Genomic DNA, 24,887 nt, shown 5'->3' on the forward strand with positions numbered 1-24,887 from the left:
CAAATAACGGGTTGGTGTGGCCATCCATAACGCAGCACACGGCCATGGGGAACCACAAAGAAAAAAGGCTGCATCCGCAATGGAATACAGCCTTTGTTTCGAAGTCGTAATTTCGGCTTACTTGTCGTCGCCCATCTTGAGCGCGTTGATAAAGGCCGATTGCGGAATTTCGACCTTGCCGAACTGACGCATCTTTTTCTTACCGGCCTTCTGTTTTTCAAGCAGCTTGCGTTTACGTGAAACGTCACCGCCGTAACATTTTGCCGTCACGTCCTTGCGCAGGGCCGAGACAGTTTCACGGGCAATCACCTTGCCACCGATGGCGGCCTGAATGGCGATGCGGAACATCTGGCGCGGAATCAGGTCCTTGAGGCGCTTACAGATTTCGCGGCCACGATATTCAGCCGCCGAGCGGTGCACCATCAGGGCCAGCGCATCGACCGGCTCTTCGTTGACAAGGATGGAAACCTTGACCAGATCGCTCTCGTCATAGCCTGCGATCTCGTAATCGAAGCTGGCATAACCGCGCGAAATTGATTTCAGACGGTCATAGAAGTCAAACACCACTTCGTTGAGCGGCAGCTTGTAAACCGCCATCGCACGGTTCCCGACATAAGTCAGGTCCTGCTGAATGCCACGGCGTTCGGTGCAAAGGGTCAGGATCCCGCCAAGATATTCATCGGGGACCATGATCGATGCCTTGATCCACGGCTCTTCAATCGCCTTGATCTTGGTCACATCCGGGAAATCAGCAGGGTTGTGCAGCGTGATTTCCTCGCCCTTGCTCATGGTGATCTTGTAAGACACCGAAGGGGCGGTTGTGATCAGTTCAAGCTCGAACTCGCGCTCGAGACGTTCCTGAATGATTTCAAGATGAAGGAGGCCAAGGAAGCCACAACGGAAACCAAGACCAAGGGCGGTCGAGTTTTCCGGTTCGAACTGGAAGGACGCGTCATTGAGGTGCAGCTTTTCAAGCGCATCACGCAGCACTTCATATTCGCTGGTATCGACCGGGAAGATACCACAGAACACCACCGGAATGGACGGCTTGAAACCGGCCAGCGGCTTGGCGCAGGGGCGTTTTTCCTCGGTAATGGTATCACCGACTTCACATTCGGCAACCGTTTTCATACCGCAGTTGATGAAGCCAACTTCACCCGGGCCGAGTTCATCAAGCGCAAGCGGTTTTGGTGTGAACACACCGACACGCTCAATCTGATGGGTAACCTTGGCGTTCATGAAGCGGACTTTCTGGCCCTTTTTAAGGGTGCCTTCCTTGACGCGCACAAGAATCATCACACCCAGATAGGTGTCATACCAACTATCAACCAGAAGAACTTCAAGCGGTGCATCCGCATCCCCGGTGGGCGGGGGCAAACGTTCGATCAGCGCGTCAAGAACATCGGGCACACCCATGCCGGTCTTGGCCGAAATCATGACCGCGTCAGAGGCATCAATGCCAATGACTTCCTCGATCTGTTCCTTGACCCGGTCAGGTTCTGCAGCCGGAAGATCGACCTTGTTGAGAACCGGGACGATTTCATGATCGTTTTCAATCGCCTGATAGACGTTGGCAAGGGTCTGGGCTTCCACGCCTTGCGCGGCATCAACCACCAAAAGCGACCCTTCGCAGGCGGCCAGTGAGCGCGATACTTCGTAGGCGAAGTCGACGTGACCCGGCGTATCCATCAGGTTCAGGGTATATTCCTGCCCATCCTTGGCGGTGTATTTCAACCGAACAGCCTGGGATTTAATGGTAATACCGCGTTCACGTTCGATATCCATCGAGTCGAGAACCTGTTCGGCCATTTCACGCTCGGTCAGGCCACCGGTCAACTGGATCAGACGATCGGCCAGGGTCGATTTACCATGGTCGATATGGGCGATGATCGAAAAGTTACGAATGTTCTTAAGGTCAGTCATTTTGGCTGCTTCTGGCACTAAATTGGCTGGCATTCCGCCGCGTGGCACATTTGGTTTCGAAACGGTGTGATCACCCGCTACCCGATTGATCAACAGCACGCAAATCGTCAGTCGTGGCTTTGTACCCTTCTGCGTCAGCCAGCCATTTTCGGCGGCGACATCAGATCAATTCACATCATTGATGCAAAAAGGAACAAACAGAAAGTCCGTGTTGCGCGACAATTGCATCCATCGGAAATTCGGTTTGGTCATTTCCCGGATCAATCACCAGCGGGTTTATAGGGGTTTTTGCGCCGAATTAGAAGCGTTGTGTTATGTACAAGCGATGCGCACGCAAACCGTGATCCGGCACACAGATGACAACCACGTCAAAAGTGCTTTGACCGGTTTGGATTTCAGCCCCGGCAAGTGACCCTGACCGCAGGCAAATGGGTCACCACAGCTATGAATTCAATTGTTTGTTTCCTTTTCAACCACGCAAAAAGGCCTTAGGTTTAGTACTTGAGGAAACAATAATTTTGTCTGGCAGAGATACGCCAAAAACATGTTCATAACGTCAATCGAGCCATCCCTGTCCAAACGCAGCCTTGTGACGCTGCGCAAGCGGCTTGCGGCATTGACGCTGACTGGTGTTTTTGTCCTGCTGTTTTCCTTCTTCTTCATTCAGAAGACGCTTTATGACAGCGCTGTTGATAATGCCAGTTCACAGCTCGAAGCCACGGCGTTTCGACTGGGATCAATGCTGCTGTTGCACAATGATGTCGATCTGCAAAAGATCGTCGCAGATGACCCCGACATAACTGTCGGCCTGCTTGACAATCAGCTTAACCAGATCAAGGGGTTTATCCCGCCGCATCTGCTGGGTGATCTTGGCGAGTATATCAGCACCCAACAAACAGAACGTGATTCGCTGCTGTGTGTCCATAGCAGCGAAGTCATGGTGCTGGCCTATAGCAAACTGCCCGAAATCAACCGGATTGTCGTGACTTACACGCCGCGCAGTACGCTTTTGGGGAACTGGCGCGATGCATTCATCTTGCATGCGCTGATGTTTGTCATGGCGATGTCCATCCTGTGCGGGCTGGCTGTCTGGCTTTGGCAGCGCCTGAAACGGCAACACATGCGGGCCGCCCACCTTGCAGAACATTTCAGCGACACGGAAAACACCCTGTCGGAATGCGGGTGTGCGGTGATCAGTTGGCCGGTCGATACACCGGATGGCAGGCTGACAACACAATTAAACTGGCCCGAAATCCTTGGCCCGACGGCGGACAATATCGGCACAAGCATGACCGATTTTCTGGATCGTTTATCACCAGCATCGCGAACCAAGCTGCGAGGTCCGCTGATTGATAATGTCTGGCCGGATGCACGCGTCGGTACGATGGTCGATGTCCGAACGGCAAACAACCAGATGCAGCGCTTTTACCTGATGGCGCATCGATACAGTGAATATGATCGCGAGTTCACGTCAGTTCTGCTTCTCGAAACCGCAACGCAACAGGAACTCTGTCATCCGTTTGAGACCTACCTGCGGCACACGCCCGAACCGGCAATTGCTGTTGATAAGGACGGCATTCTGCGCGGTTTCAGCCCGGCACTTGAAGACCTGATGGGATTGCCCGTGCATGACGTCGTCAACAAGCCCTTCTTCAAGCTGTTTGTCGCCGACGATCAACAAACCGCAATGACTGCCATGCGCCAGAAAGGCAACATGTCGATGGCGGGCGACGGCAAATCCATTTTGCGCGTTCTGGACCGCAAAGAAAATGTCCACTGGCTGGCCTGGCATTGTGTTGGGCCGTTTGATGACATGATTTTCTGTAGCGCACGCGACGTAACCGAGTTTGTCGAAAATGCCAACAAGCTGCGCGATACGCTTGATCAGCTTAAACGCAGCAACGAAGACCTTGAACAGTTTGCCTATGTGGCATCCCATGACTTGCAACAGCCCCTGCGCATGGTGGCAAGCTATACGCAGCTTCTCAAGCAACGCTATGGCGGCACATTGGATCAGGAAGCTGACGAATATATCGACTTTGCCGTTGATGGCGCCAAGCGCATGCACAAGCTGATCAGTCATCTGCTTGAATATGCCAAAACCGGCGTCGGTGAGGATTTCACTGAAATAGATTGCAATCAGGTCCTGAACGAGGCGCAAGCCGACCTCAAGGACGTAATCGGGCGCGAACACGCGACCATCACCCATGATGACCTGCCCACCGTCATGGGCGACCGGATCGCCCTTTCACGCCTGTTCCAGAACCTTTTGTCCAATGCCATCAAGTATCGACGCCCCGGCGTTCCGCCGCATATATCAATTACGGTCGAACCCGACCCGGTTATGCGCGATCAATGGCGTTTTTCGGTGCGTGACAATGGCATTGGAGTCCATCCCGAACACGCACAGCGGATTTTCCGACTGTTCCAGCGCCTGCATAAAGACGAGTTCTCCGGAACCGGACTTGGCCTGTCGCTCTGCCGCAAGATCGTTGAACAGCATGGTGGTCGCATCTGGCTTGATACCAGTCGCCCGATCAGTGACCCCGGCACGACCATCATCTTTACACTGCGCGTTCATCACCCCGACACAGCCGCAAACCGATAATACGACCCTGCACCGTTCTTGCCGGGCCCGGATGGCAAGTATCTTGCTTCATGTCCAGCATGAGACGGGCAGACAGGTAAAAGCTGCCCTGTGCCTGCTATGGAGCGTTCAATGTTGAAGACCATGATCCTGTCCCACCCTGCACTTAAGCCCGTTCTGGTGATGCTGGGCCTTTTGGCGCTCAGCGCGTGTGGGTCGGACATGCGCACCATGAATGACAGCCACATGCAGACACTGGCTTATTACTTTGCCGAACACGAACCGGGCGAACCACTTCCGCGTGGTTGGCGGCGTCTGGATGGCGCAGAAATCAATTACCGTTTTGCAAACGAAACATATGCCGTCTATTCAATTGACGAGGACGAGCAGCTTTTGGTCATGCATCTCTATGACAATGGCACCGGCCGGCTGGAGGCCGATGATGATCGGGAACGCTGCGAATGGAACAGCATGGTCGATCAGCTGACAATCGAATGCGATGACACCGATATGGAATGGCATATCTTTACCAATGGGCCGGATCTGATCGCGCTGGATCTGGATGAAGACGAATACGCCATATTACGCAAACGCCCCGGTCGGTAAATTTGACCGATACCCGACAAACAAAACGGGCTGCTCAGTATTGGAGCAGCCCGTTTTTATGAGTATCTTTGTTGAAAGATTAGGCGCGCAGAGATCCACCCGTGGCTTTCTCAACCGCGTCGACAACCTTTTTACAGACCGCTTCGATTTCTTCTTCGGTCAGGGTCGCCTTGGTTGGCTGCAGCGTGATCGAGAAGGCGAGTGACTTCTTGCCATCCTCAATCCCCTTGCCAGCATAAAGATCGAAGATCGTAACATCCGTGATCAGATTGCGATCAGCACCCTTTGCAGCCTTGATGATTGCCTCTGCCTTTACACTCTCATCAAGCAGGAAGGCAAAATCACGCTCAACCGACTGGAAGCTTGATGCCTTGAGCGCCGGACGGGCCGTGCCCTTTTTCTTGGGCATGGGTACGTTTTCAACAAACAGTTCAAACGCCACAACGCGGCCTTTAACACCCAGAGCCTTGAGCACCTTCGGATGCAGTTCACCGAAGTAACCAAGGACATTTTTCGGGCCCAGCTGCAGCGCCGCCGAGCGGCCCGGATGGTACCATTCCGGCGCACCGTCGGTATTGACCTGAACATTGGCGGCATTGGTACCCAGTGCTTCGATCAGGGCTTCGGCATCTGCCTTGACGTCAAAGACATCAACATCACGACGCGAACCCGTCCAGCTGCGCTCGGTGGTGGCACCTGCACGCAGACCGGCGGCGACCAAACTTTGATCACCTGGCTGATCGCCAAAGAATTCCGGACCAACTTCGAACAGGGCAAGGTCGGAGAACCCGCGCGCCTGATTCCGGCCAGCCGCCGCGATCATGTTGATCAGGGCATTCGGGCGCATGATATCCAGGTCCGAACTGATCGGGTTTGCCAGATACAGCCCTTCTTTGAGCTCGCCAAACAGCTTGGCCCAGCGCGAATCCGTAAAGGACCAGGTCACGGTTTCATAAAGACCACGCGACGCCAGCACACGACGGGTCAAACCAACACGCTTTTGCATCGGTGACAGGGCCGGAACCGGCAGGCTGCTTTCACGCTCAAGCGGCACGGTCGGGATTTTGTCGTAACCGACAATACGCAGGACTTCCTCGACCAGATCGGCTTCGCCAATGATGTCCGGTCGCCAGGTCGGTGCGACAGCGGTAATCACCGGAGCCGAACCACTGACTTCGAAACCAAGCGATTTCAGAATATCGATGGCACGATCGGCCTCGACAGCGACACCGCCGAGTTCAAGAATACGATCGATGCGCAGATCAAAGGAATTGCGCGGGTCGGGCACTTCGCCAGCCTTAACGACGTGCGAGACTTCCCCGCCGCAGATTTCCGTAATCAGATGGGTGGCAACTTCCATGCCCCAAGCAATTGATTGCGGGTCAACACCACGTTCGAAACGGTAACGGGCATCAGAATTGACCTGAAGCTTGCGGCCTGTCTTGGCAATGCTGATCGGATCAAACAGCGCACATTCGACAAACACATTGGTGGTTTCTTCAAGGCAGCCAGTTTCTTCGCCACCGATGATCCCCCCGATGCCAAGTGCCTTTGCCTGATCGGCAATCACCACCATGGAATCGGAAAGTTCGTATTCCTTGTTATCAAGGGCTGCGATCTTTTCACCATTGGTCGCGTAGCGCACATTGATGTCACCCGACAGTTTGTCGGCATCAAACACGTGCAGCGGACGGCCCAGATCGTGGGTGACCAAGTTGGTGATATCCACCAGTGCAGAGATCGGACGCAGACCGATGGCTTCCAGACGGGCTTTGAGCCAATCCGGGCTTTCGGCGTTTTTTACACCACGGATGTAACGGCCATAAAATGCCGGAACCGCGTTGTTTGCCGCGATCTCGCTGCTGATCGTAACACCAATCGGGCTGTCAAACGCACCAGTGACCGGCTCTTGGCGCGGATCGGCCTTAAGCGTTCCGATACCCGCAGCCGCCAGATCACGCGCAATCCCGCGCACACCGGTGCAGTCCGGGCGGTTTGGTGTCAGCCCGATTTCAATGATCGGGTCATCCGCACCAAGCACGCCGGCAACCGGAGCGCCGATTTCAGCATCTTCGGGCAGTTCGATAATGCCGTCATGATCTTCACCAAGGCAAAGCTCACGGGTGGAGCACATCATGCCCTGACTTTCGACACCACGGATCTTGCCCGGCTTCAGTTTGGAACCATCAATCGGAATGACCGCGCCCGGCTGTGCCAGGGCAACCTTGATGCCGGTACGCGCATTCGGGGCACCACAAACGACCTGAATAACCTTTTCGCCGGTATTAACCCGGCACAGTTTCAGGCGGTCAGCATCCGGATGTTGTCCGGCTTCTTCAATGTGGGCGACACGAATGTCGGCAAGGGCTGCCGCGCGGTCGGTGACATCTTCGATCTCAAGACCGATATCGGTCAGTTTTTCGGCGACCACCTCGATCGATGCATCGGTATCAAGGTGCTGTTTCAGCCAATTCAGTGTGAATTTCATATCCTCAGCCCCTTACCATGTTCGGTACATCCAGCGGCACGAAACCATAATGTTTCAGCCAGCGCAGATCGGTATCGAAGAAGGTGCGAAGATCGGGAATACCGTATTTCAGCATCGCGATACGTTCGATCCCCATACCAAAGGCAAAGCCCTGATATTCTTCGGGATCAAGACCACAGGCAGACAGGACACGCGGATGAACCATGCCGCAGCCAAGAATTTCCAGCCAGTCGTCGCCTTCGCCAATCTTGAGCTCACCACCCTTGCGCGAGCAGCCGATATCCATTTCGGCACTCGGCTCGGTGAAGGGGAAGAAGCTTGGACGATAGCGAACCGGCACGTCATCAAGTTCGAAATAGGTTTTGACGAACTCCAGCAGGCAACCCTTGAGATGACCCATGTGGGTTTTCTTGTCGATGACCAGACCTTCGACCTGATGGAACATTGGCGTGTGGGTCATATCGCTGTCAGAGCGATAGGTGCGGCCCGGCGCAATGATGCGGATCGGCGGGGTTTTGGACTGCATGGTCCGGATCTGCACCGGCGAGGTGTGGGTCCGCAGCACGAGGCGCGATCCATCTTCCTGTTCGGGCAAATAGAAGGTGTCCTGCATTTCACGCGCGGGATGTTCCGGCGGAATGTTCAGCGCGGTGAAGTTATGGAAGTCGTCTTCAACATCCGGGCCTTCGGCCAGGGCAAAGCCCATCTCGCCGAAGATCGAGACGATTTCGTCAATCGTCTGGCTGATCGGGTGAATGCGGCCCGCGGTTTCATCCGGGCGCGAAGACAGGGTGACGTCGATCCGCTCACCCGACAGACGTGCCTCAAGGGCGGCATCTTCAAGGGCATTTTTGCGGGTTTCAATTGCGCCAGCAACCTGGTCCTTGACGGCGTTCAGCGTCTGACCAAATTCACGACGCTGGTCCGGGTCCATCTTGCCAAGGTTTTTCATCAGGCCGGTAATGCGGCCTTTCTTGCCAAGGGCGCTGATGCGGACGTCTTCAAGCGCGGTCAGATCCGCTGCCTTTTCGACTTCCGCCAGAACCTCTTCGCGCAATGCTTCGATGTTTTCCATAACTTCCGACGCTTTGGCTTGGGTTTAAAAATCACAAAAAGAAAAGGGACGGCCAATATGGCCGCCCCTGATCAAATCAGGCAAGTGCCGATGAAACCTTTTTACAAAGGTTTATCAGTCCAGTGCAGCCTGCGCCTGGGTGACCAGAGCTTTGAAAGCTTCCGGCTCACGCACTGCGATGTCGGCAAGAACCTTACGGTCCAGTTCAACACCAGCCTTTTTCAGGCCATTCATGAACTGCGAATAGCTCAGACCGTTCTCACGTGCGCCAGCGTTGATACGCTGGATCCAGAGCGAGCGGAACTGGCGTTTCTTAACGCGACGATCGCGGTATGCATACTGCAGACCTTTTTCCACAGCCTGAACGGCGGTGCGGAAAGTATTGTTGCGGCGACCGCGGTAACCCTTGGCAGCCTTAATAACCTTGCGGTGACGAGCGTGTGAAGACACGCCCCCTTTTACACGAGCCATTTAACTCTCCTTCAACCTTAACCGTACGGCAGGAATTTTTTGACGATGCGGGCATCTGCGTCACAGAGAATCTCCGTGCCACGTGCCTGGCGCTTCATCTTGGTCGGTTTCGCAGTCAGAAGGTGGCGCTTGTTTGCCACGTTGTGACGGACTTTCCCGCTTGCGGTCAGGCGAAAGCGTTTTTTCGCACTCGCTTTGGTCTTCATCTTGGGCATTTTTCTATCCTTGCAAAAGCAATGAAAACGAAATCCCCTACGGCGGCTGGGCATGCCCTGAAGGTCAAATACAAACCTTCCAGCCTCACCACCTGTTTTGGGGACGGGTGGTTATAGACTCCGACTTTACCTTTTTCAAGGGCCAATTCAGCCCTTTCCCCTTGCTTTTTCGGGGATTAAGCCGCCATTGTGCCCAAGTACTTCTATTCGCTGCCCGATACACCTTGTTGCCTTTCGCCATCTGATCGAACAAATGTCGCAAATCACATCAATTATTTTACCATTTTTCGCCCTGATCGGCCTTGGCTGGGTCGGCGGCAAGTTCAGAATTGTCTCACCTGATGGCATGCGGGGCATAAACGGCTTCGTTTTTTATTTTGCTTTGCCTGCCCTTCTGTTCAAGGCACTGGCGACCCGAAGCCCTTCGGAAATCTGGCAACCAGACATCATACTCGTCTATGGTGGCGCGACTCTTGTAGTATATGGTGCGAGCCGCATTATCGCAGCCAGGGTGTTTCACCTTGATCCATCAAGCCAGACGCTATTTTCGTTTGCCGGGACCATGGGCAATGTGGGCTTTATGGGACTTCCACTGATCATCGGCCTGCTCGGCCCCGAAGCCACAGTGCCACTAATTGTCGCCCTTGCAGTCGATTTGATTATCATGCTGCCGCTGTCGCTTTTGCTTCTGGAAGGCGCAAAACATTCCAAGGGCAGCAATCCAGCGGGCAAGATCATCCGTGGCACTTTTACCAACCCCGTGGTGCTGGCGATTTCCTTTGGTGTCGCGGCAAGCTTGCTTGATCTTGATTGGCCCGACGGAATTGATTACCTGCTCGACCTTCTTGGGCAGAGTGCTGGCCCGGCGGCGCTGTTTGCCATCGGCGTTGCACTGGTCGGGCGACCAATTGCCGAGAAGCGCGCCGAACTTGCCACAATGTCCATGGCCAAGCTGATCATTCATCCCATCGCGGTGTTTATCGGGTTCTGGGTTGCAGGTTCTGCCAGCGTGCTTGAAACAACGGCCGTCTTGTTGCTGGCTGCCCTTCCGACTGCGGGAAATATCTTTGTCATTGCCACGACCTATGACCGCTATGTCGTACGCAGTTCTTCCATCGTGCTGGTAACGACCGCTCTTGGTGTGATCAGCTTTTCAGCCTTTTCGGTCTATATCGACACGATTGTTGGCTGGCTTGGACCCTAGGTTCGGGCGCAGCAGCTCTCGGCAGAAATAAATGATCGATAAACAGGACGCCGCAACAGGCAGCAGATCAAATGGCGGTCTTGATTGTATGCGCCCGGCCGATCCACTTCTCGACTCGGCTCATGAGCTTTTCACGATTGATCGGCTTAAGGACAAAGTCGTTCCCACCTGCCGCAACACCACCGCGCAAGTCTTCCTCGCCCTGCCGGGCAGTGACATAGATAATGGCACAGGCAAGGTTGGGAAAATGGGTGCGAACATTAATTGCCGTCTCAAACCCGTTCATGTCGGGCATCATGATATCCATCAGGATGATACGCGGACGTTTTGTCTTGAGAAGCTTGAGAAGGTCCTTGCCAGAGGAAACGCCCTGAAACGTGAAACCGCCGCTTTCAACGATTCGTTTCAGAAGAACCAAGCTCTTGGGGTCATCATCGACACCAACGATCAGCAGATCATTTCCAGCTGGCATGGCATTCCCTCTTTGGCTTGAACCTCAGGGTAAAAAGGCAAAACGCCGCGTCTTAACGCGGCGCCAGTACCATAATCATAACACGGCCTTCCATCTTTGGCATCATTTCAGGCTTTGCGAGTTCTTCAAGATCCCCCGAAAAGCGCTGCAGCATGCCAAGACCAAGGTCCTGGTGAGCCATCTCACGTCCGCGGAAACGCAACGTGACTTTCACCTTGTCTCCACCGCCAAGAAACTTCTGCGCGGCACGCAGTTTGACGTTGTAGTCGTGGATATCGATGTTCGGGCGGAGTTTGATCTCCTTGACCTCGATAACCTTCTGTTTCTTTTTGGCCTCGTTCTGCTTCTTGCTTTGTTCGTATTTGAACTTGCCGTAATCAATCAGCTTGCACACTGGCGGCTCGGCATTGGGAGCGACTTCGACAAGGTCGAGCCCCACTTCGGCTGCCATTTCAATGCCTTCACGCACCGTTATCGGGTCGGACATATTGCCTTCAGCGTCAACAACACAGATGGAACGGGCTTTGATATCCTCATTGACGCGCGGACCTTCCTTGGTCGGCTGCATCGGTTTGCGTGGTCGTGCTATGGATAATCTCCTATGGTCATCAAACAAATCGGTCAGAAACAGAAACAGGAAAGCACACCCGGAACTTACGAGGTGTTTTCCTTGAGACCTCACCTAGCATATCCACGTGCGTTCAGAAAGCAATGTTTTTAGGCAATTCCAGTCGCCTCAAAGCCCTATTTTCCGCGCCTTTGTCCGGGACTAACAAATTGGGGAAATGTCCAAAATCCTAGTCCACCAGATCAAGGCGTTCGCGAATGACGTCCATCACCCGTTTCACCGTGAGTTGGCGCAGATCGTTTTCACGCACGATACTGACGGCATTTGGACCATGACCGCGTGGCGCACTGAGTTTTGGATCAGACTCGCGCGAAAACAGAACGACTGACGGTGCACCGGCCGCCGCGGCAATATGCATCGGTCCCGTGTCATTGCCAATTGCCAGAACCGAGCGCGCGGCAAGCGATGCAATATCAAGAAACCCTGTCCGCCCCATGAGATTTCGGGCCTTTGGGCACATCTGGTCAATCCGGTTCAGTACATCCGCTTCGCTTGCTGTGCCAATCAGAACCGGAGTCAATCGGTAGTCTGCCAATTTCTTGGCCAGTAATCCGAAGCGCTCGGCTGGCCAACGTTTCGCGGGGCGATGCGGCGCTCCGCCCGGACAAATCAGGACAAACGGGCTTCTAACACCAAAACGCTCCAGATCAATGTCCGGCCCGGAAAGAAACGGGGCCGGAACCTCCTTGATACCTGCATCTGCAAGCTGTTCGGCCACACGATCAATCGTGTGCATGGTATCGCGCGCCGGGTTGGCATGAGGATGTGAACATCCTCTGGCAATGCCGGACCATTCCGGCTTCGGCCCAGGCCAGAACAGCTTGAAATAGAACCCTGTCCGGTCTGACGTTTGAAGATCATAGACCCTATCAAATCGGCCATTCTTGAGGAAACGCCGGAGAGCCAGAACTTCACGCACCTGGGTGAGCTTCGGGCGGCGGTCTATGGCAATTGAATCGAAAAATCCACTCGCCTTCATCAGATCGACATAAGGCTTTGTGGTAAGGACAGTAATGTGCGCATCAGGATGGGCGGCACGAATGGCTGCAAACGGCCCCATTGCAAGAACAACATCGCCCAGTGCCGACAGCTTAATGACCAGAATGCGCTCACGCGTGTCAGAACCTTGGGATTCTGTGGCGACATTCTCCGTTTGCTTATTAATCATGCAGCGTTCCTGGTCACCCGTTTGAGTGCCTTGGCGTAGACATTGAGCGTACGTTCGGCCATTTGCTCTAATGAGAACTCCGCAATCACGTGATTACGTCCCTTGGTTGCGAGTTTTGCCCGTTTTTCCGGCGTCAAATTCAAGACCTGAATGAGCGCACGTGAGAGCTGATCAACCTCGTTCGGACTCACCAACCAGCCGGTCTCACCGGGGAGAACTGTCTCCATCGCCCCACCATGTGCGGTTGACACAACCGGGCGCCCCATGGCCTGTGCTTCAGAAGGAATACGACCAAAAGCTTCTGGTTCGGTAGATGGGCATGCAACAACATCCGCCAGCATATAAGCCGCTGGCATATCGTTGCAGTGATCAACGATATGAACCACATCTTCCAAACCCAGCTTGCGTGTGATTTGGAGAATTTCCTCACGATACCCGGTACGGCCCTGATCAGAGCCGACAATCAGGCATCGCACCTTGCGATGACCGAGCTCCTTAAGAACCGCCGGTAACGCACGGATCAGGAAACCATGCCCCTTCCAACGGGTGATACGCCCCGGAAGCATGATGACATATTCTTCGCCATCAAGACGCCACTGGTTGGAAAGTGCAATCAGGCGCTCCTGACTTACATTTTCCGGATTGAACAGGTCCACGTTGGTACCGCGCGGCACGATATTCAGGCGATCTGGTTCAACCTTGTAGTATTTGTTGATGTGATTTGCGATGTGCTTGGAGATCGCGATCACCTGATCACCCATGGTCATGATCGCATTATAGCGTCGCTTGAACGGGTTGGTGTATCCGGAGTAGGTCCCGTGGAAGGTCGTCACAAACGGGATACCCGTCTTGCGCGCCGCAAAATAGGCACTCCAGGCCGGCGCACGCGAACGGGCGTGAATGATATCGACACCCTCTTCACGGATTAGTTTGACGAGCGCATCAATATTCTTGCGCATGGTCAAAATATTCTTTGATTTCAGCGGAAGGGTGATGTGTTGCGCGCCAAAGCGAGAAAGTTCGCGTTCCAGTCGACCACCTTGTGATGCAACCAGCGCCTTGCCACCACCATCGACAATGGCACGCGCAATATCGACAGTACCACGCTCGACACCACCGGCATCCAGTTCAGGAAGTACCTGTAAAATAACGGCAGGTCGGTAGTCCCCGCCTTGCGCTTGGGGCTCTGATCGATAGACTGTATCTGTCATTACTTCTGACGCGCTCATGCAACTCCAACCACCAACACCCAAGGACAATTGCCTCGGATGACACATGATCTGCCGACGCCACAGCCCCAAAAGCCGAAATTTCTCAACCGGCCAGATGGATCAAAAATCGCATACCATCACGTGCCGGGCAAGCAATCTAGCCCAGAGACGCCAAATGCACCTGGCGTGATGTTTCTTGGTGGTTTCATGTCAGACATGACAGGAACCAAGGCCACTCATCTTGAGGCGCACTGCACTCGGCAGGGAGTGGCTTATACCCGCTTTGACTATTCCGGTCACGGACAATCGTCGGGCAAATTTGCAGATGGCACAATCGGCAAATGGACCAGCGATGCAGTTGCTGTTCTTGATGAAATCACCTCCGGTCCGCAGATTCTTGTCGGCTCCTCGATGGGTGGCTGGATCATGCTTTTGGCAGCCCTTGCGCGCAAGGAACGTGTCGCCGGACTTGTCGGCATCGCCGCTGCACCCGACTTTACAGAAGACCTGATGTGGGCGCAGTTCAGTGAAGATCAGAAAAAGACAATTATGGATGAAGGCGCGCTGATTGAACCGACCGAATATGGTGATGATCCGTACACGATTACCAAAGATCTGATTGAGGATGGCCGCAGCCAGCTTTTGCTGCGCAAGCCGATTGATCTCCAATGCCCGGTCCGGCTGGTTCAGGGCATGCAGGACCCTGATGTGCCCTGGCAAACAGCGCTCCGCCTGACCGAGGCACTGGCAACTGAAGACGTTCGGGTAGATTTGATCAAGACCGGGGATCATCGCCTGTCAGAGCCTGATCAGCTTGATGTCATCACAAAACATATTGATGAGGTGATCGCAAAGACGGTGCGTTAACGCGCCGTCTTTGCGTAAATTCGATGTGGCAATAGACGATCAGGCCAGAATGACCTGATCGTCCTTTATTTTCACCGCAACCGGTTCAAGCATGTCACCAGCGCACGGACCGGAAACGCATTCGCCGTCCTCGATCCGAAAACGTGCACCATGGGTCGAACAGATGATTTCATCACCAAAGTCGCTGATGAATTCGTCCGGTTCCATATCCAGTGGCACACCGATATGCGGGCAGCTGTTGATATAGCCAAAGACGTCGTCACCACTGCGCACGACAAAAATGCCTGTACCGCCAAGATTAAGACCCTTTGCACCCGTTGCATCAAGATCGCCAAGCGCGCAAAGGACCGTTCCCGCTGCAGGAAGATCGCTCATGGTTTGACCCCGCCCATCTCGCAAATCGCAGCCCAGGACGCGTCATCAATTGGCATGACCGACAGACGCGATTGCTTGAGCAAGGCAAGATCGGCAAAGCGCGGATCAGCTTTGATATCAGCAAGACTCACTGGTGTTTTCAGCGGCTTGACCGTTTCGAAATCAACCTGAACAAACTTGCCCTTTTCATCGGTCGGATCCGGGTAGTATTCGCGGACCACCTCGACAATCCCGACAATGCGTTTCTCGTTCACCGAATGATAAAAGAACGCCTTGTCGCCGATTTTCATCGCACGCAGGTTCTTGGCCGCCTGATGGTTCCGCACACCATCCCAGCCTTCCACACCCTTCTTGACCTGATCGTCCCACGACCAGCTTCCCGGTTCGGTTTTGACCAGCCAATATGCCATGGCTCAGAAGACCTTCTTGAACGGGCGGATGACAACGGATTCGAACAGGCCAGCCTTGGCATAAGGATCATTGGCTGCAAATTCGCGGGCGTCTTCGATGGCATCAAACTCGATGATAAAGACAGAGCCATTCATACCTTCCATATCAGGATCGAGAGTCGGGCCCGCAGCAACAATACGATCCGCAAAACCGCCCTTGATATAAGCCAGATGGTCTTCGCGATTGGCCTTGCGCACATCAAGATGGCCGGGCTTGTCAACGCAACGAATATAGAAATGCATGAACGGTTTCCTGCTTTTTTATGGGAACAATACCCCTAAATTGACAGAAGCCCCGCGTATTCTCAAGTCGAAGAAAGCCGCACAAAACCGTGATGACAGGATCTAGTCGGCGTTTTCAAGTTCGTCACGGAAAGGACGTTGCAACAGGGCGTTAATCGTACTGCGGAGATCGGCATCATGATTGGCAACCTGATCAACTGCCGCACAGATCGGCATTTCCACACCATATTTGCTGGCAACAGCTGTGATTGATGCCGCGGTGTGCACGCCTTCGGTCACCGACCGGCGCTCGGCCAGAATGTCCTCTGCCTTGCGACCTTCGCCCAGCGCGACGCCAAAGGTGTAATTGCGTGAAAGCGTCCCGGTACAGGTCAGCGTCAAATCACCAAGACCAGCCAGGCCCATCATGGTTTCAACCCGACCGCCCATGGCAACGGCCAGACGCGACATTTCGGCAATACCGCGGGTGATCAATGCAGCCCGCGCGTTATCACCCAGTTGCAAGCCGGCCACCACACCACTGGCAATCGCCAGCACGTTCTTGATCGCACCCGCGACTTCAACACCGGCCACATCCGTGCTGAAATAGGGTCGAAATTCCGGCGTCCCGATCAACTCGACCAACTGTTTGCCAAGCACGCGATCCTCACAGGCCAGCGTGATCGCAGCGGGCAGGCCGACCGCGACTTCCTGTGCGAATGTCGGCCCTGACAAAACCGCGACCGGCACATTGCCAAGGGTTTCCGAAACCACCTGCGCCATCAGCGCGCCGGTTTCCTTTTCAATGCCCTTGCTACAAATTACTGCCGGAAGCGTATCTGGCCAATGCGAGGACAATTTGGTCAGGGTTTCGCGCAAATGTTGGGCGGGGGTGACCAGCAAAACCGCATCAGAGTCGCGCAATCCTTCATAGTGGGTGGTTGCACGAAGCTCCCGGGGCAATTCGATCCCGGGCAGATAAAGATCATTTTCACCCTTGGTATTGATTTGGTCCGCCAGATCTTCGTTACGCAAGATCAGTTCAACATCTTCACCGGCCCGAACAGCCTGCACAGCCAAGGCCGTCCCCCAGGCACCGCCACCCACAACTGTAATGCGCTTTTTCATGATCTGTATCCGGCAAAAGTGAAGTTGTCTTAAGGATCGGAAAATACGTCAAACGAGGTCAGTTTGGCCTTACGCCTTTACCCCGGCACCGGGACGTTTGGGTGCTTCGGGATCGAGCGGCCAACGCGGGCGCGGTTTGAAATCAAGATCATCGCGTTCCCCAAGGCGGAAACGTTCCAGCCCGGCCCATGCAATCATGGCTGCGTTATCGGTGCAAAGATTAAGCGGTGGCGCAACCAGTTCCATACCCGCCTGATCGGTCAGCTCCACCAGACGGGTGCGCAGATATTTATTCGCTGCAACCCCGCCAGCAAGCACCAGCGTTTTGCCACCCGGATGATCGCGCATGAATTCAAACACCGCATTGCGCGCCCGGTCAATCAGGGTATCACCCACCGCACGCTGGAAGGATGCGGCAAGGTCGGCTTTGACTTCTTCCGTCTGCTGTTCGACCGGGAAGCCGTCCAGATAAGTCCGAACGGCGGTCTTGAGCCCCGAGAAGGAAAAATCGCAACCCGGACGCCCACGTAACGGGCGCGGCAGTCCAAACCGGTTCGGGTCGCCCTTGGCCGCAATCTTTTCAAGCGCCGGACCACCGGGATAACCAAGCCCCATCATCTTGGCCGTTTTGTCAAAAGCCTCACCGACCGCGTCATCAATGGTTGTTCCGATACGCTTGTATTTGCCGACACCCTCGACAATCAGAACCTGACAATGCCCACCTGACACCAATAAAAGCAGATAGGGAAAGGCGACATCATCGGTAAGGCGCACGGTCAATGCGTGACCTTCAAGGTGATTGACAGCAAGAAACGGCTTTTGGGCGGCAAAGGCAATCGCCTTGGCGGTCATCGTACCCACCATCACACCACCGATCAGTCCCGGACCACCCGTGCAGGCTACGGCGTCAAGGTCGTCAAAACCCACACCGGCATCGTCCATGGCCTCGGCGACAAGACGGTCAAGATGTTCAAGATGGGCGCGCGCTGCGATTTCAGGCACAACTCCGCCATAAGGGCGATGGTCATCAAGCTGGGACAAAACACGGTTTGCCAGAATTTCGCGCTTGTCATTCACAACAGCAGCGGCCGTTTCATCACAGCTTGTTTCGATACCCAGAACGATCATGATCCTGATCCGTTTAGCCAGCTCTGCCGCCATTTGCGGCAATCGGAATCCAATGATAGGCGTGGCGATGATGTAGCCGAAAGTTTCCGTGCTTTCCACCCCTGTGCTACGCAACTGCCATATGCAGTTATCGCGTTTCGCGAAGGGCACGAAGTTTTTGACCCGCGACTTAAATCAATGCCGCACAAATTCGAGCCGTTACAATCACCGAAAATCCACACCTCTTAACAGGGGCAGAACCCTGCCCGCAGACCTTGTTTTTAAACAGTTTTAAGACTAAGACTTCACCCATGACAGATACAGCAAAACTTCGCATTGGTACCCGTGGTTCGCCCCTCGCTCTGGCGCAGGCGCATGAGGTCCGTGACAAACTTGCAAACGCCCACCCGGAACTTGCCGAGGAAGGTGCAATCGCCATCACCGTGATCACCACCACTGGCGACAAGATTCTTGACCGTGCCCTTTCTGAAATCGGTGGCAAAGGACTGTTCACCAAGGAAATCGATGACGCGCTTCTGGGCGGAGAGATCGACCTTGCTGTCCACAGCATGAAGGATGTCCCAACGGTTCTGCCGGACGGCATGATCCTGCCGACTATTCTACCACGCGAAGATGTCCGCGATGCGTTTATTTCACTGAAATACAAAAGCTTTGCGGAAATGCCTGCCGGGTCCGTAATCGGATCGGCATCCCTTCGTCGCCAAGCCATGATCTTGAACAAGTTTCCTGACCTCAAGGTCATCACCTTCCGCGGGAATGTGCAGACCCGTTTGCGCAAACTCAGCGAAGAACAAGTTGATGCAACGCTTCTGGCAATGGCTGGCCTGAATCGTCTGGGACAGCCCGAAATCGCCACCGCCCCGATATCCGAAGACGAAATGCTCCCCGCTGTTGCACAAGGTGCAATCGGGATTACCATTCGCGAAAGCGATACGCAGAGCAAAGAATGGCTTGCCGTGCTTCATTGCGAAACTTCTGCCATTCGTGTGGCAGCCGAACGCGCAGCCCTTAAGGCACTTGATGGATCATGCCGCACCCCGATTGCTGCACTGGCCGAATTTCAGGACGATGGCAGCCTGCGGCTGCGTGTATCGATCGTACGTCCTGATGGCAGCGAACGTCTTGATACCGAACGAATGATTGCCAAACCGGATTTGGAAACAGCAAGCACCGCGGGCACAGATGCCGGTGAAGAACTTAAACAGCGTGGCGGTCCAGATTTCATTTCCGCCTGATTTGGCAACAGACAGGGACGCAGATGGGACCCTTGGTACTGAATACCCGGCCCGATACCGACTCTGCCGATCTTTTGGCCGCGCTTGACGAGCGCGGCTTCCGCCACCTGTCTGCGCCAATGCTGAATATTGCGTTCCCTGCACCGGTTCAGCCGCTTGATATGACTGTCTATCAAGCCGTGATCTTTACATCCGCAAACGGTGTACGGGCCTTTGTCAAGCTGACCGATGACCGGTCCCTTCCGGCATATTGTGTTGGTGACGCCACGGCGCGTACATGCCGTGCATTTGGCTTTGGTGATGTTCATTCGGCCAATGGGGACATCCATGATCTGGCCGCATTGATTCGCAAAATGGTTGATCCCCGGCGCGGGTCATTGTTCCATCCGGCGGCACGCAAGACAGCCGGTGATCTTGGTCAAATGCTTTTGGCTGACAGCTATCAGATAGACCGCCAAACCGTTTACGAGGCGCGTGAAAGCAGCACGCTTCCGCAACACGTCCTCGAAGCCCTGCGCAACCATCATATTGATGCTATTTTATTTTTCTCTCCCCGCACTGCGGAAACCTTTGTTAAGCTTGTGCGCAGCTATAAGCTGGAGAGAGACTTGTCAAAAACGAGCGCAATTTGCCTGAGTCCGGCGGTGCAATCGAAGATATCCGACCTTACATGGCATAGAACGCGCGTTGCATCACAACCGACACAAGAATACCTTCTTTCCGAGCTAGGGTCCCTGTCGTGATGGCTTCCAGCGCCTAACGCCGTTTAGGGAATAACCGCAAACTGCAATGGTCTGATCGTGAAAACACCAGAAACGCCAAAAACCAATGCTTCCGCAAATTCGGCCGATAAAAAAGAATCGTCCGAAACCATTTCCGTTGATAGCAAGGGCAATGCGAACTCGACCAGCAAAAAGGCCGAGACAGGGTCTGCGCCAAAGTCCAGCGTGCCAAACGCCGGAACGGGCAAGGCTGGTGCAACCGGCACGACCAAAGACAGCAGCGCTGCGGGCAAAACCACAGACAATGCTGGTGCACCGACAGGCGGCACCTCGAAACCCGACTCCAAAAACACCAAACCCGTAGATGGAGCAAAGGCCGCCTCGCCCAAGCCAGGCACTGCACCCAAAAGCAAAAGCGGCGGCGGTGGAAAAGCTCTGTTCCTTTTCGTGATCATCATTGTCGGCGCCTTGGCTGCTGGTTGGCTGACGCGTGCCATCTGGTGGCGCGATGCCGAACCGGTTCTGGCACAGTATATTCCTGGCGAAATTCTTGCTGAAATCGCGCCAGAGGGCGTTGGCCCGGATGTAACGTCCGGCACCGAAGTTGCCGTTACAAACACCCCGGCTGATACCAGCTCTTCGGATGGTGGAACTCTTCCAGACCCCAGCGAAGATGCCGGAATGGCCGAGAAGGATGATGGCGCACTCGCAACCGAAGACATGCTGCCAAGTGCGGGTGAAAACAGTGCATCAACAGCAAATGCCGACCCCATCCCGGATGGGGCTGTTGTAATTGATCCCGATCTGACCGAACGCCTGTCGCGTCTGGAAGGTACGATTGATGCGCTTCGTGAACGCCTGAATAACGAACGTGGCGACACGCTGAACAACACGGTTGCACGCCGCATGGCAGAAATCGAAACCCGTACCGCCCCGATCGAGGAACTGGCACGGGTCGAGAGCGAACTGGCCGGTGTCGCCAATGAAATGCGCGAACTGTCTGCGCGCCTGTCGACCATGGAAGAAGAAATCCGTGCGACCAGCGGCCTGCGGGTTGAAAGCCGCGGTCAGGCAATTGTCATGGCCGTGACCATCCTACGTGATGCCCTTCAGCGGGGCGGACCATTTGTGATTGCTTTGAACCAGCTTGAACGCAGTGCAGGCGACGACGAAGTCATTGCGCAACAGATCGCAACCCTGAAACCATTGGCCGAACAAGGCGCACCGACGCTTGAAAAACTACGCCAGTCCTTCCCGGCGATGGCACAGGAAGCCGTCGCGGCTGCCACCGATGATCATTCTGGAAGTGTCCTTGATGCGACCTGGGCAAACATCAAGAAGCTGGTTCCGATCCGGCGTGTGGATACAGCGGGCGAAGAGTCGCTTGAAGGTCGCTTGGTTCTGGCAGAGAACGCCTTGGCACAAGATGACCTTGATGCCGCCGTTGAGGCCCTTCAAGGGATCGAAGGCGATCATGCTGCTGCCGCCGTCAGTGACTGGCTTCAGGCTGCCGAAAATCGCCAGACCCTGAATGACGCGATCGCTACACTGAGCTCACATGCAATCAGCATTCTGACCAGTACCGGTCCGGAGGGTAGCCAATGATCCGCCTTCTGATCTTTATCCTGATCACCGCCGCACTGGTTTTCTGCACCGTCTGGTTTGCCGATAATCCGGGCCGCATGACAATTGTCTGGCTGGGATATCGCTTTGACGGGTCAATCGGCATGGTTGCGCTTGGCTTGTTGGCGCTGACGGCCGTTCTGGTCTTGCTGTGGCGTGGCTGGACCATCATTGCCAATTCGCCAGGCTGGCTCGGCCGCCTGTTGGGCAGCCGACGCCGCAAAAAAGGCCAGCAGGCCCTGACCATGGGGTTGCTGGAATTGGCATCAGGTGATGTGCGTCAGGCACTCCGCCATACAAGAGCTGTGGACCGTTATCTTGAGGATGACACACTGACCCGGCTTTTAACCGCACAAGCCGCAGAGCTTGATGGCAACAATGATGCCGCCAAGCGTCAGTTTGAGGCGATGCTCGAGAAGCCCGACTCTGCGTTCTTTGGGCTTCGTGGTCTGTTACAGCTTTCCCTGAAAGCCGATGATCGCGACTCTGCGCTTGATTATGCTGAACGGGCACACCGGCTGCGTCCACGCAATCCGGCTGTCATAGTGACACTGTTTGACTTGCTGCTGACCTCCAAACGCTGGGACAGGGCGCTTAGCCTGTTGGTTGATGCGCAGAAAGCATCCGTCTTTAGCGAGGAAGAACTCACCCATCGCCGCGCCCTTCTGATCACGGCAAAGGCAGAAGACGCCATCGCCGCCGGTGAAAATGCCGAGGCCATCAAGCTTCTGCGCAAAGCGCTCAACTCTGCGGGCGACTTCACCGGCGCTGCAGTGCTTCTGGCCGGGCTTTATCGTGATCTGAAACAGGATAGCAAGGCACGCGATGTCGTGATGCAAAGCTGGCGCACCGCCCCGTCCGCGGCGCTGGGGGCTATTTTCCGAGAATCCCTGACGGGTGATCCGTTGGCACAGGTCAAATCAGTTGAAAAGCTGGTTGCCAACAACCCCGGTCATGTTGAAAGCCAGATCGTCCTGGCCGAAGCTGCCCTTGAAGCCGATCTTTGGGGCATTGCACGCAGCAATATTGAAAAGGCCATGGCAACAAAGGCCGAAGCGCGTCATTACCGCCTTCTGGCCGATCTTGAGTTGCGTGAAAATCAGGACGGTGCAAAGGCGCGTGAATTGCTGATCAAGGCAAGCCATGCCAATCCTGATCCGGATTGGCGTTGCGGGGCCTGCGGCGCTGAAACTGACCGCTGGGTTGTTTCCTGCCCGTCCTGTCATTCGTTTGGCAGCGTTGAATGGCGGGCACCGCTTCGCGTTCATCAGGGCGATGCCACCAAGGAAACCGCAAAACCGGACACCGCAAAACCATCTGCGATTGCACAAACCGGCGTCGTTATTGATCAGGATACAGAAACGGACAAAGCCAAAGTCGGTCCGACAAACGATGACACCAAAGACGGCAAGGCAACCATTAAGGCCTGATTTTCCGTTCTGACCCAACCAACAAAAAACCCCGCAAGGCACATCCTTGCGGGGTTTTGCTTTTAAGGCCCGAAGCGCCTAGTGGCGGAAATGACGCATGCCGGTAAAGACCATGGCGATGTCATTTTCATCAGCTGCGGCGATGACTTCTTCGTCACGCATGGAACCACCGGGCTGGATCACTGCGGTCGCACCCGCCTTGACCGCGGCCAAAAGACCATCGGCAAACGGGAAGAACGCGTCCGACGATACCACTGATCCCTGCGTGCGCAGATCGCTTTCGCCGGCATTCTTGCCAGCTTCTTCCGCTTTCCATGCCGCAATGCGCGAGCTGTCAACACGGCTCATCTGACCAGCACCGATACCAACAGTCTTGCCGTCTTTGACATAGACAATGGCATTTGATTTGACGTGCTTGCCAACGCGGAAAGCAAACAGAAGATCATCAAGCTCTGCCTCGGACGGCTTGCGCTTGGTCACAACTTTCAGCTCGTCGCGTTTGACGCGACCGGCATCACGGTTCTGAAGCAGGTAACCGCCCGCCAGCGAACGCAGCGTCATGTCTTCGCCTGCCGGATCGGCCATACCACCGGTGACCAGAAGACGCAGGTTTTTCTTTGCAGCCAGAACTTCCTTGGCGGCGTCATCGGCATCCGGACAGATGACGACTTCGGCAAACAGTTTGGCGATTTCTTCGGCCGTTTGTTTATCAAGCGTACGGTTGACAGCGATGATGCCACCAAACGCCGATACCGGATCACAAGAAAGCGCCTTGTTATAGGCTTCAATCAGGCTTTCACCTTCGGCAACGCCACATGGATTGGCGTGTTTGATGATCGCAACTGCCGGCTTTTCATCGAACTCGGACACCAGCTCGAACGCGGCGTCGGTGTCGTTCAGATTATTAAACGACAGTTCCTTGCCCTGCAGCTGGGTCGCGGTGGCCACACCGGGACGGTTCTTGCCGTTGGTATAGAACGCTGCCTGCTGATGCGGGTTTTCGCCGTAACGCAGCGTCTGTTTCAGTTCGCTCGAAACATTCAAACGTTGCGGGAAGGTTTCACCAAGTTCACCGGCAAACCAGCTTGAAATCGCCGAGTCATAAGCACCCGTGCGGGCAAAGGCCTTTGCAGCCAGAACACGGCGGGTTTCAGCGGTGGTGGCACCACTATTGTCATTCATCTCGGCAACGACGCGGTCATAATCGGACGGATCAACAACCACTGTCACCGACTCATGGTTCTTGGCCGCAGAGCGGATCATGCTTGGCCCGCCGATATCGATATTTTCGATGCAGGTATCGAAATCGGCACCTTTTGCAACGGTTTCCTCGAACGGATACAGGTTCACACAAACCAGATCGATCGGGGAAATGTCGTTATCTTCCATCGCCTGCATATGGCTGGAAAGAGAACGGCGGCCCAGAAGGCCGCCGTGAATCTTCGGATGAAGAGTCTTGACGCGACCGTCCATAATTTCGGGAAAACCGGTGTGATCGGCAACTTCTTTGACCGGCACGCCAGCGGCTTCAATCGCCTTGGCAGAGCCACCGGTTGAGAGGATTTCAACACCCTGTGCGTGGAGGGATTTGGCAAATTCGACCAGACCGGTCTTGTCGGAAACGGAAATAAGCGCGCGCGCAATACGAGCAGTCATTGGG

The 24,887-nt window shown here is 54.8% G+C and carries 25 protein-coding genes; 9 read left to right on the top strand and 16 right to left on the bottom strand.

All coding sequences use genetic code 11. The features are described from left to right. Positions 1-117 precede the first annotated feature (117 nt). A complete protein-coding gene (gene lepA / locus AUQ43_RS14370; RefSeq protein ID WP_062956898.1) occupies positions 118-1,923 on the bottom strand; it encodes a translation elongation factor 4 in 1,806 nt (601 codons plus the stop codon). An 85-nt stretch (positions 1,924-2,008) separates the two neighbouring features. On the opposite strand from lepA, the gene AUQ43_RS20345 reads away from it, so the two are divergent. The 3 genes from AUQ43_RS20345 (at position 2,009) to AUQ43_RS14385 (ending at position 5,116) form a co-directional block, all read left to right on the top strand. Further along, positions 2,009-2,335 carry a hypothetical protein gene (locus AUQ43_RS20345; protein ID WP_147250444.1) on the top strand — a complete coding sequence of 109 codons (327 nt, stop codon included), beginning with the start codon at positions 2,009-2,011 and terminating at the stop codon, positions 2,333-2,335. 132 nt (positions 2,336-2,467) lie between these two features. Then, positions 2,468-4,531 (top strand): ATP-binding protein, encoded by a 2,064-nt coding sequence (locus tag AUQ43_RS14380; protein ID WP_062956900.1) that lies wholly within the window; start codon positions 2,468-2,470, stop codon positions 4,529-4,531. Between the two features lie 111 nt (positions 4,532-4,642). Further along, positions 4,643-5,116 (top strand): hypothetical protein, encoded by a 474-nt coding sequence (locus AUQ43_RS14385; RefSeq protein WP_062957336.1) that lies wholly within the window; start codon positions 4,643-4,645, stop codon positions 5,114-5,116. A gap of 79 nt (positions 5,117-5,195) precedes the next feature. Here the strand turns inward: AUQ43_RS14385 and pheT are convergent, their stop codons facing one another. From pheT to rpmI, 4 genes are all read right to left on the bottom strand, one after another. Next, positions 5,196-7,604: a phenylalanine--tRNA ligase subunit beta gene (gene pheT, locus AUQ43_RS14390; protein ID WP_062956901.1), complete on the bottom strand. Its 2,409-nt coding sequence runs from the start codon at positions 7,602-7,604 to the stop codon at positions 5,196-5,198. 4 nt (positions 7,605-7,608) lie between these two features. Then, positions 7,609-8,679 carry a phenylalanine--tRNA ligase subunit alpha gene (pheS, locus tag AUQ43_RS14395; protein ID WP_062956902.1) on the bottom strand — a complete coding sequence of 357 codons (1,071 nt, stop codon included), beginning with the start codon at positions 8,677-8,679 and terminating at the stop codon, positions 7,609-7,611. A 114-nt stretch (positions 8,680-8,793) separates the two neighbouring features. Next, a complete protein-coding gene (gene rplT / locus AUQ43_RS14400; RefSeq protein ID WP_008888574.1) occupies positions 8,794-9,150 on the bottom strand; it encodes a 50S ribosomal protein L20 in 357 nt (118 codons plus the stop codon). A gap of 17 nt (positions 9,151-9,167) precedes the next feature. After that, positions 9,168-9,365, bottom strand: coding sequence for a 50S ribosomal protein L35 (gene rpmI, locus AUQ43_RS14405; protein WP_008888575.1), 198 nt, complete (start codon positions 9,363-9,365; stop codon positions 9,168-9,170). Positions 9,366-9,618: 253 nt separating this feature from the next. Here rpmI and AUQ43_RS14410 point away from each other — a divergent pair, with 253 nt between their 5' ends. Continuing rightward, the gene (locus AUQ43_RS14410) at positions 9,619-10,569 is read left to right on the top strand and encodes an AEC family transporter (RefSeq protein WP_062956903.1); all 951 of its coding nucleotides are present in this window, start codon (positions 9,619-9,621) and stop codon (positions 10,567-10,569) included. Positions 10,570-10,636: 67 nt separating this feature from the next. Here AUQ43_RS14410 and AUQ43_RS14415 read toward each other — a convergent pair whose 3' ends face one another. The 4 genes from AUQ43_RS14415 to AUQ43_RS14430 form a co-directional block, all read right to left on the bottom strand. After that, complete coding sequence (locus AUQ43_RS14415) at positions 10,637-11,041, bottom strand: response regulator (RefSeq protein ID WP_062956904.1); 405 nt, start codon at positions 11,039-11,041, stop codon at positions 10,637-10,639. 52 nt (positions 11,042-11,093) lie between these two features. After that, entirely contained in the window at positions 11,094-11,609 is a 516-nt protein-coding gene (gene infC, locus AUQ43_RS14420; RefSeq protein ID WP_062956905.1) for a translation initiation factor IF-3, read from the bottom strand. A 229-nt stretch (positions 11,610-11,838) separates the two neighbouring features. After that, the gene (locus AUQ43_RS14425) at positions 11,839-12,837 is read right to left on the bottom strand and encodes a glycosyltransferase family 9 protein (RefSeq protein ID WP_084272113.1); all 999 of its coding nucleotides are present in this window, start codon (positions 12,835-12,837) and stop codon (positions 11,839-11,841) included. Then, on the bottom strand, positions 12,834-14,048 hold the full coding sequence (locus AUQ43_RS14430) for a glycosyltransferase family 4 protein (protein ID WP_062957338.1): 1,215 nt from the start codon (positions 14,046-14,048) through the stop codon (positions 12,834-12,836). The genes AUQ43_RS14425 and AUQ43_RS14430 overlap by 4 nt, the downstream gene beginning before the upstream one ends. Before the next feature lie 57 nt (positions 14,049-14,105). Between AUQ43_RS14430 and AUQ43_RS14435 the strand changes: the two genes are divergently transcribed. Further along, on the top strand, positions 14,106-14,915 hold the full coding sequence (locus AUQ43_RS14435) for a carboxylesterase (protein ID WP_062956906.1): 810 nt from the start codon (positions 14,106-14,108) through the stop codon (positions 14,913-14,915). 39 nt (positions 14,916-14,954) lie between these two features. Here AUQ43_RS14435 and AUQ43_RS14440 read toward each other — a convergent pair whose 3' ends face one another. The 5 genes from AUQ43_RS14440 to tsaD form a co-directional block, all read right to left on the bottom strand. Beyond that, on the bottom strand, positions 14,955-15,290 hold the full coding sequence (locus tag AUQ43_RS14440) for a Rieske (2Fe-2S) protein (protein WP_062956907.1): 336 nt from the start codon (positions 15,288-15,290) through the stop codon (positions 14,955-14,957). Continuing rightward, complete coding sequence (locus AUQ43_RS14445) at positions 15,287-15,700, bottom strand: EVE domain-containing protein (protein WP_062956908.1); 414 nt, start codon at positions 15,698-15,700, stop codon at positions 15,287-15,289. Before AUQ43_RS14445 ends, AUQ43_RS14440 begins: the two co-directional genes overlap by 4 nt. Before the next feature lie 3 nt (positions 15,701-15,703). Next, entirely contained in the window at positions 15,704-15,982 is a 279-nt protein-coding gene (locus tag AUQ43_RS14450; protein ID WP_008888584.1) for a YciI family protein, read from the bottom strand. Positions 15,983-16,084: 102 nt separating this feature from the next. Then, entirely contained in the window at positions 16,085-17,089 is a 1,005-nt protein-coding gene (locus tag AUQ43_RS14455; protein ID WP_062956909.1) for an NAD(P)H-dependent glycerol-3-phosphate dehydrogenase, read from the bottom strand. Between the two features lie 69 nt (positions 17,090-17,158). After that, positions 17,159-18,217, bottom strand: coding sequence for a tRNA (adenosine(37)-N6)-threonylcarbamoyltransferase complex transferase subunit TsaD (tsaD, locus tag AUQ43_RS14460; RefSeq protein WP_062957339.1), 1,059 nt, complete (start codon positions 18,215-18,217; stop codon positions 17,159-17,161). A gap of 290 nt (positions 18,218-18,507) precedes the next feature. Between tsaD and hemC the strand changes: the two genes are divergently transcribed. Beyond that, on the top strand, positions 18,508-19,452 hold the full coding sequence (gene hemC / locus AUQ43_RS14465) for a hydroxymethylbilane synthase (protein WP_062956910.1): 945 nt from the start codon (positions 18,508-18,510) through the stop codon (positions 19,450-19,452). A gap of 23 nt (positions 19,453-19,475) precedes the next feature. Then, complete coding sequence (locus AUQ43_RS14470) at positions 19,476-20,195, top strand: uroporphyrinogen-III synthase (protein ID WP_062956911.1); 720 nt, start codon at positions 19,476-19,478, stop codon at positions 20,193-20,195. A gap of 23 nt (positions 20,196-20,218) precedes the next feature. On the opposite strand, the gene AUQ43_RS20580 is transcribed toward AUQ43_RS14470, so the two are convergent. Then, the gene (locus tag AUQ43_RS20580) at positions 20,219-20,632 is read right to left on the bottom strand and encodes a hypothetical protein (protein WP_232310688.1); all 414 of its coding nucleotides are present in this window, start codon (positions 20,630-20,632) and stop codon (positions 20,219-20,221) included. Between AUQ43_RS20580 and AUQ43_RS14475 the strand changes: the two genes are divergently transcribed. Next, on the top strand, positions 20,622-21,779 hold the full coding sequence (locus AUQ43_RS14475; protein WP_232310689.1) for a COG4223 family protein: 1,158 nt from the start codon (positions 20,622-20,624) through the stop codon (positions 21,777-21,779). The genes AUQ43_RS20580 and AUQ43_RS14475 overlap by 11 nt on opposite strands. Continuing rightward, entirely contained in the window at positions 21,776-23,227 is a 1,452-nt protein-coding gene (locus AUQ43_RS14480; protein WP_062956913.1) for a heme biosynthesis protein HemY, read from the top strand. Before AUQ43_RS14475 ends, AUQ43_RS14480 begins: the two co-directional genes overlap by 4 nt. 78 nt (positions 23,228-23,305) lie before the next feature. On the opposite strand, the gene purH is transcribed toward AUQ43_RS14480, so the two are convergent. Beyond that, positions 23,306-24,883 carry a bifunctional phosphoribosylaminoimidazolecarboxamide formyltransferase/IMP cyclohydrolase gene (gene purH, locus AUQ43_RS14485; protein WP_062956914.1) on the bottom strand — a complete coding sequence of 526 codons (1,578 nt, stop codon included), beginning with the start codon at positions 24,881-24,883 and terminating at the stop codon, positions 23,306-23,308. Positions 24,884-24,887 lie beyond the last annotated feature (4 nt).

This window comes from Thalassospira sp. MCCC 1A01148, from assembly GCF_001613795.1.
GTDB lineage: Bacteria > Pseudomonadota > Alphaproteobacteria > Rhodospirillales > Thalassospiraceae > Thalassospira.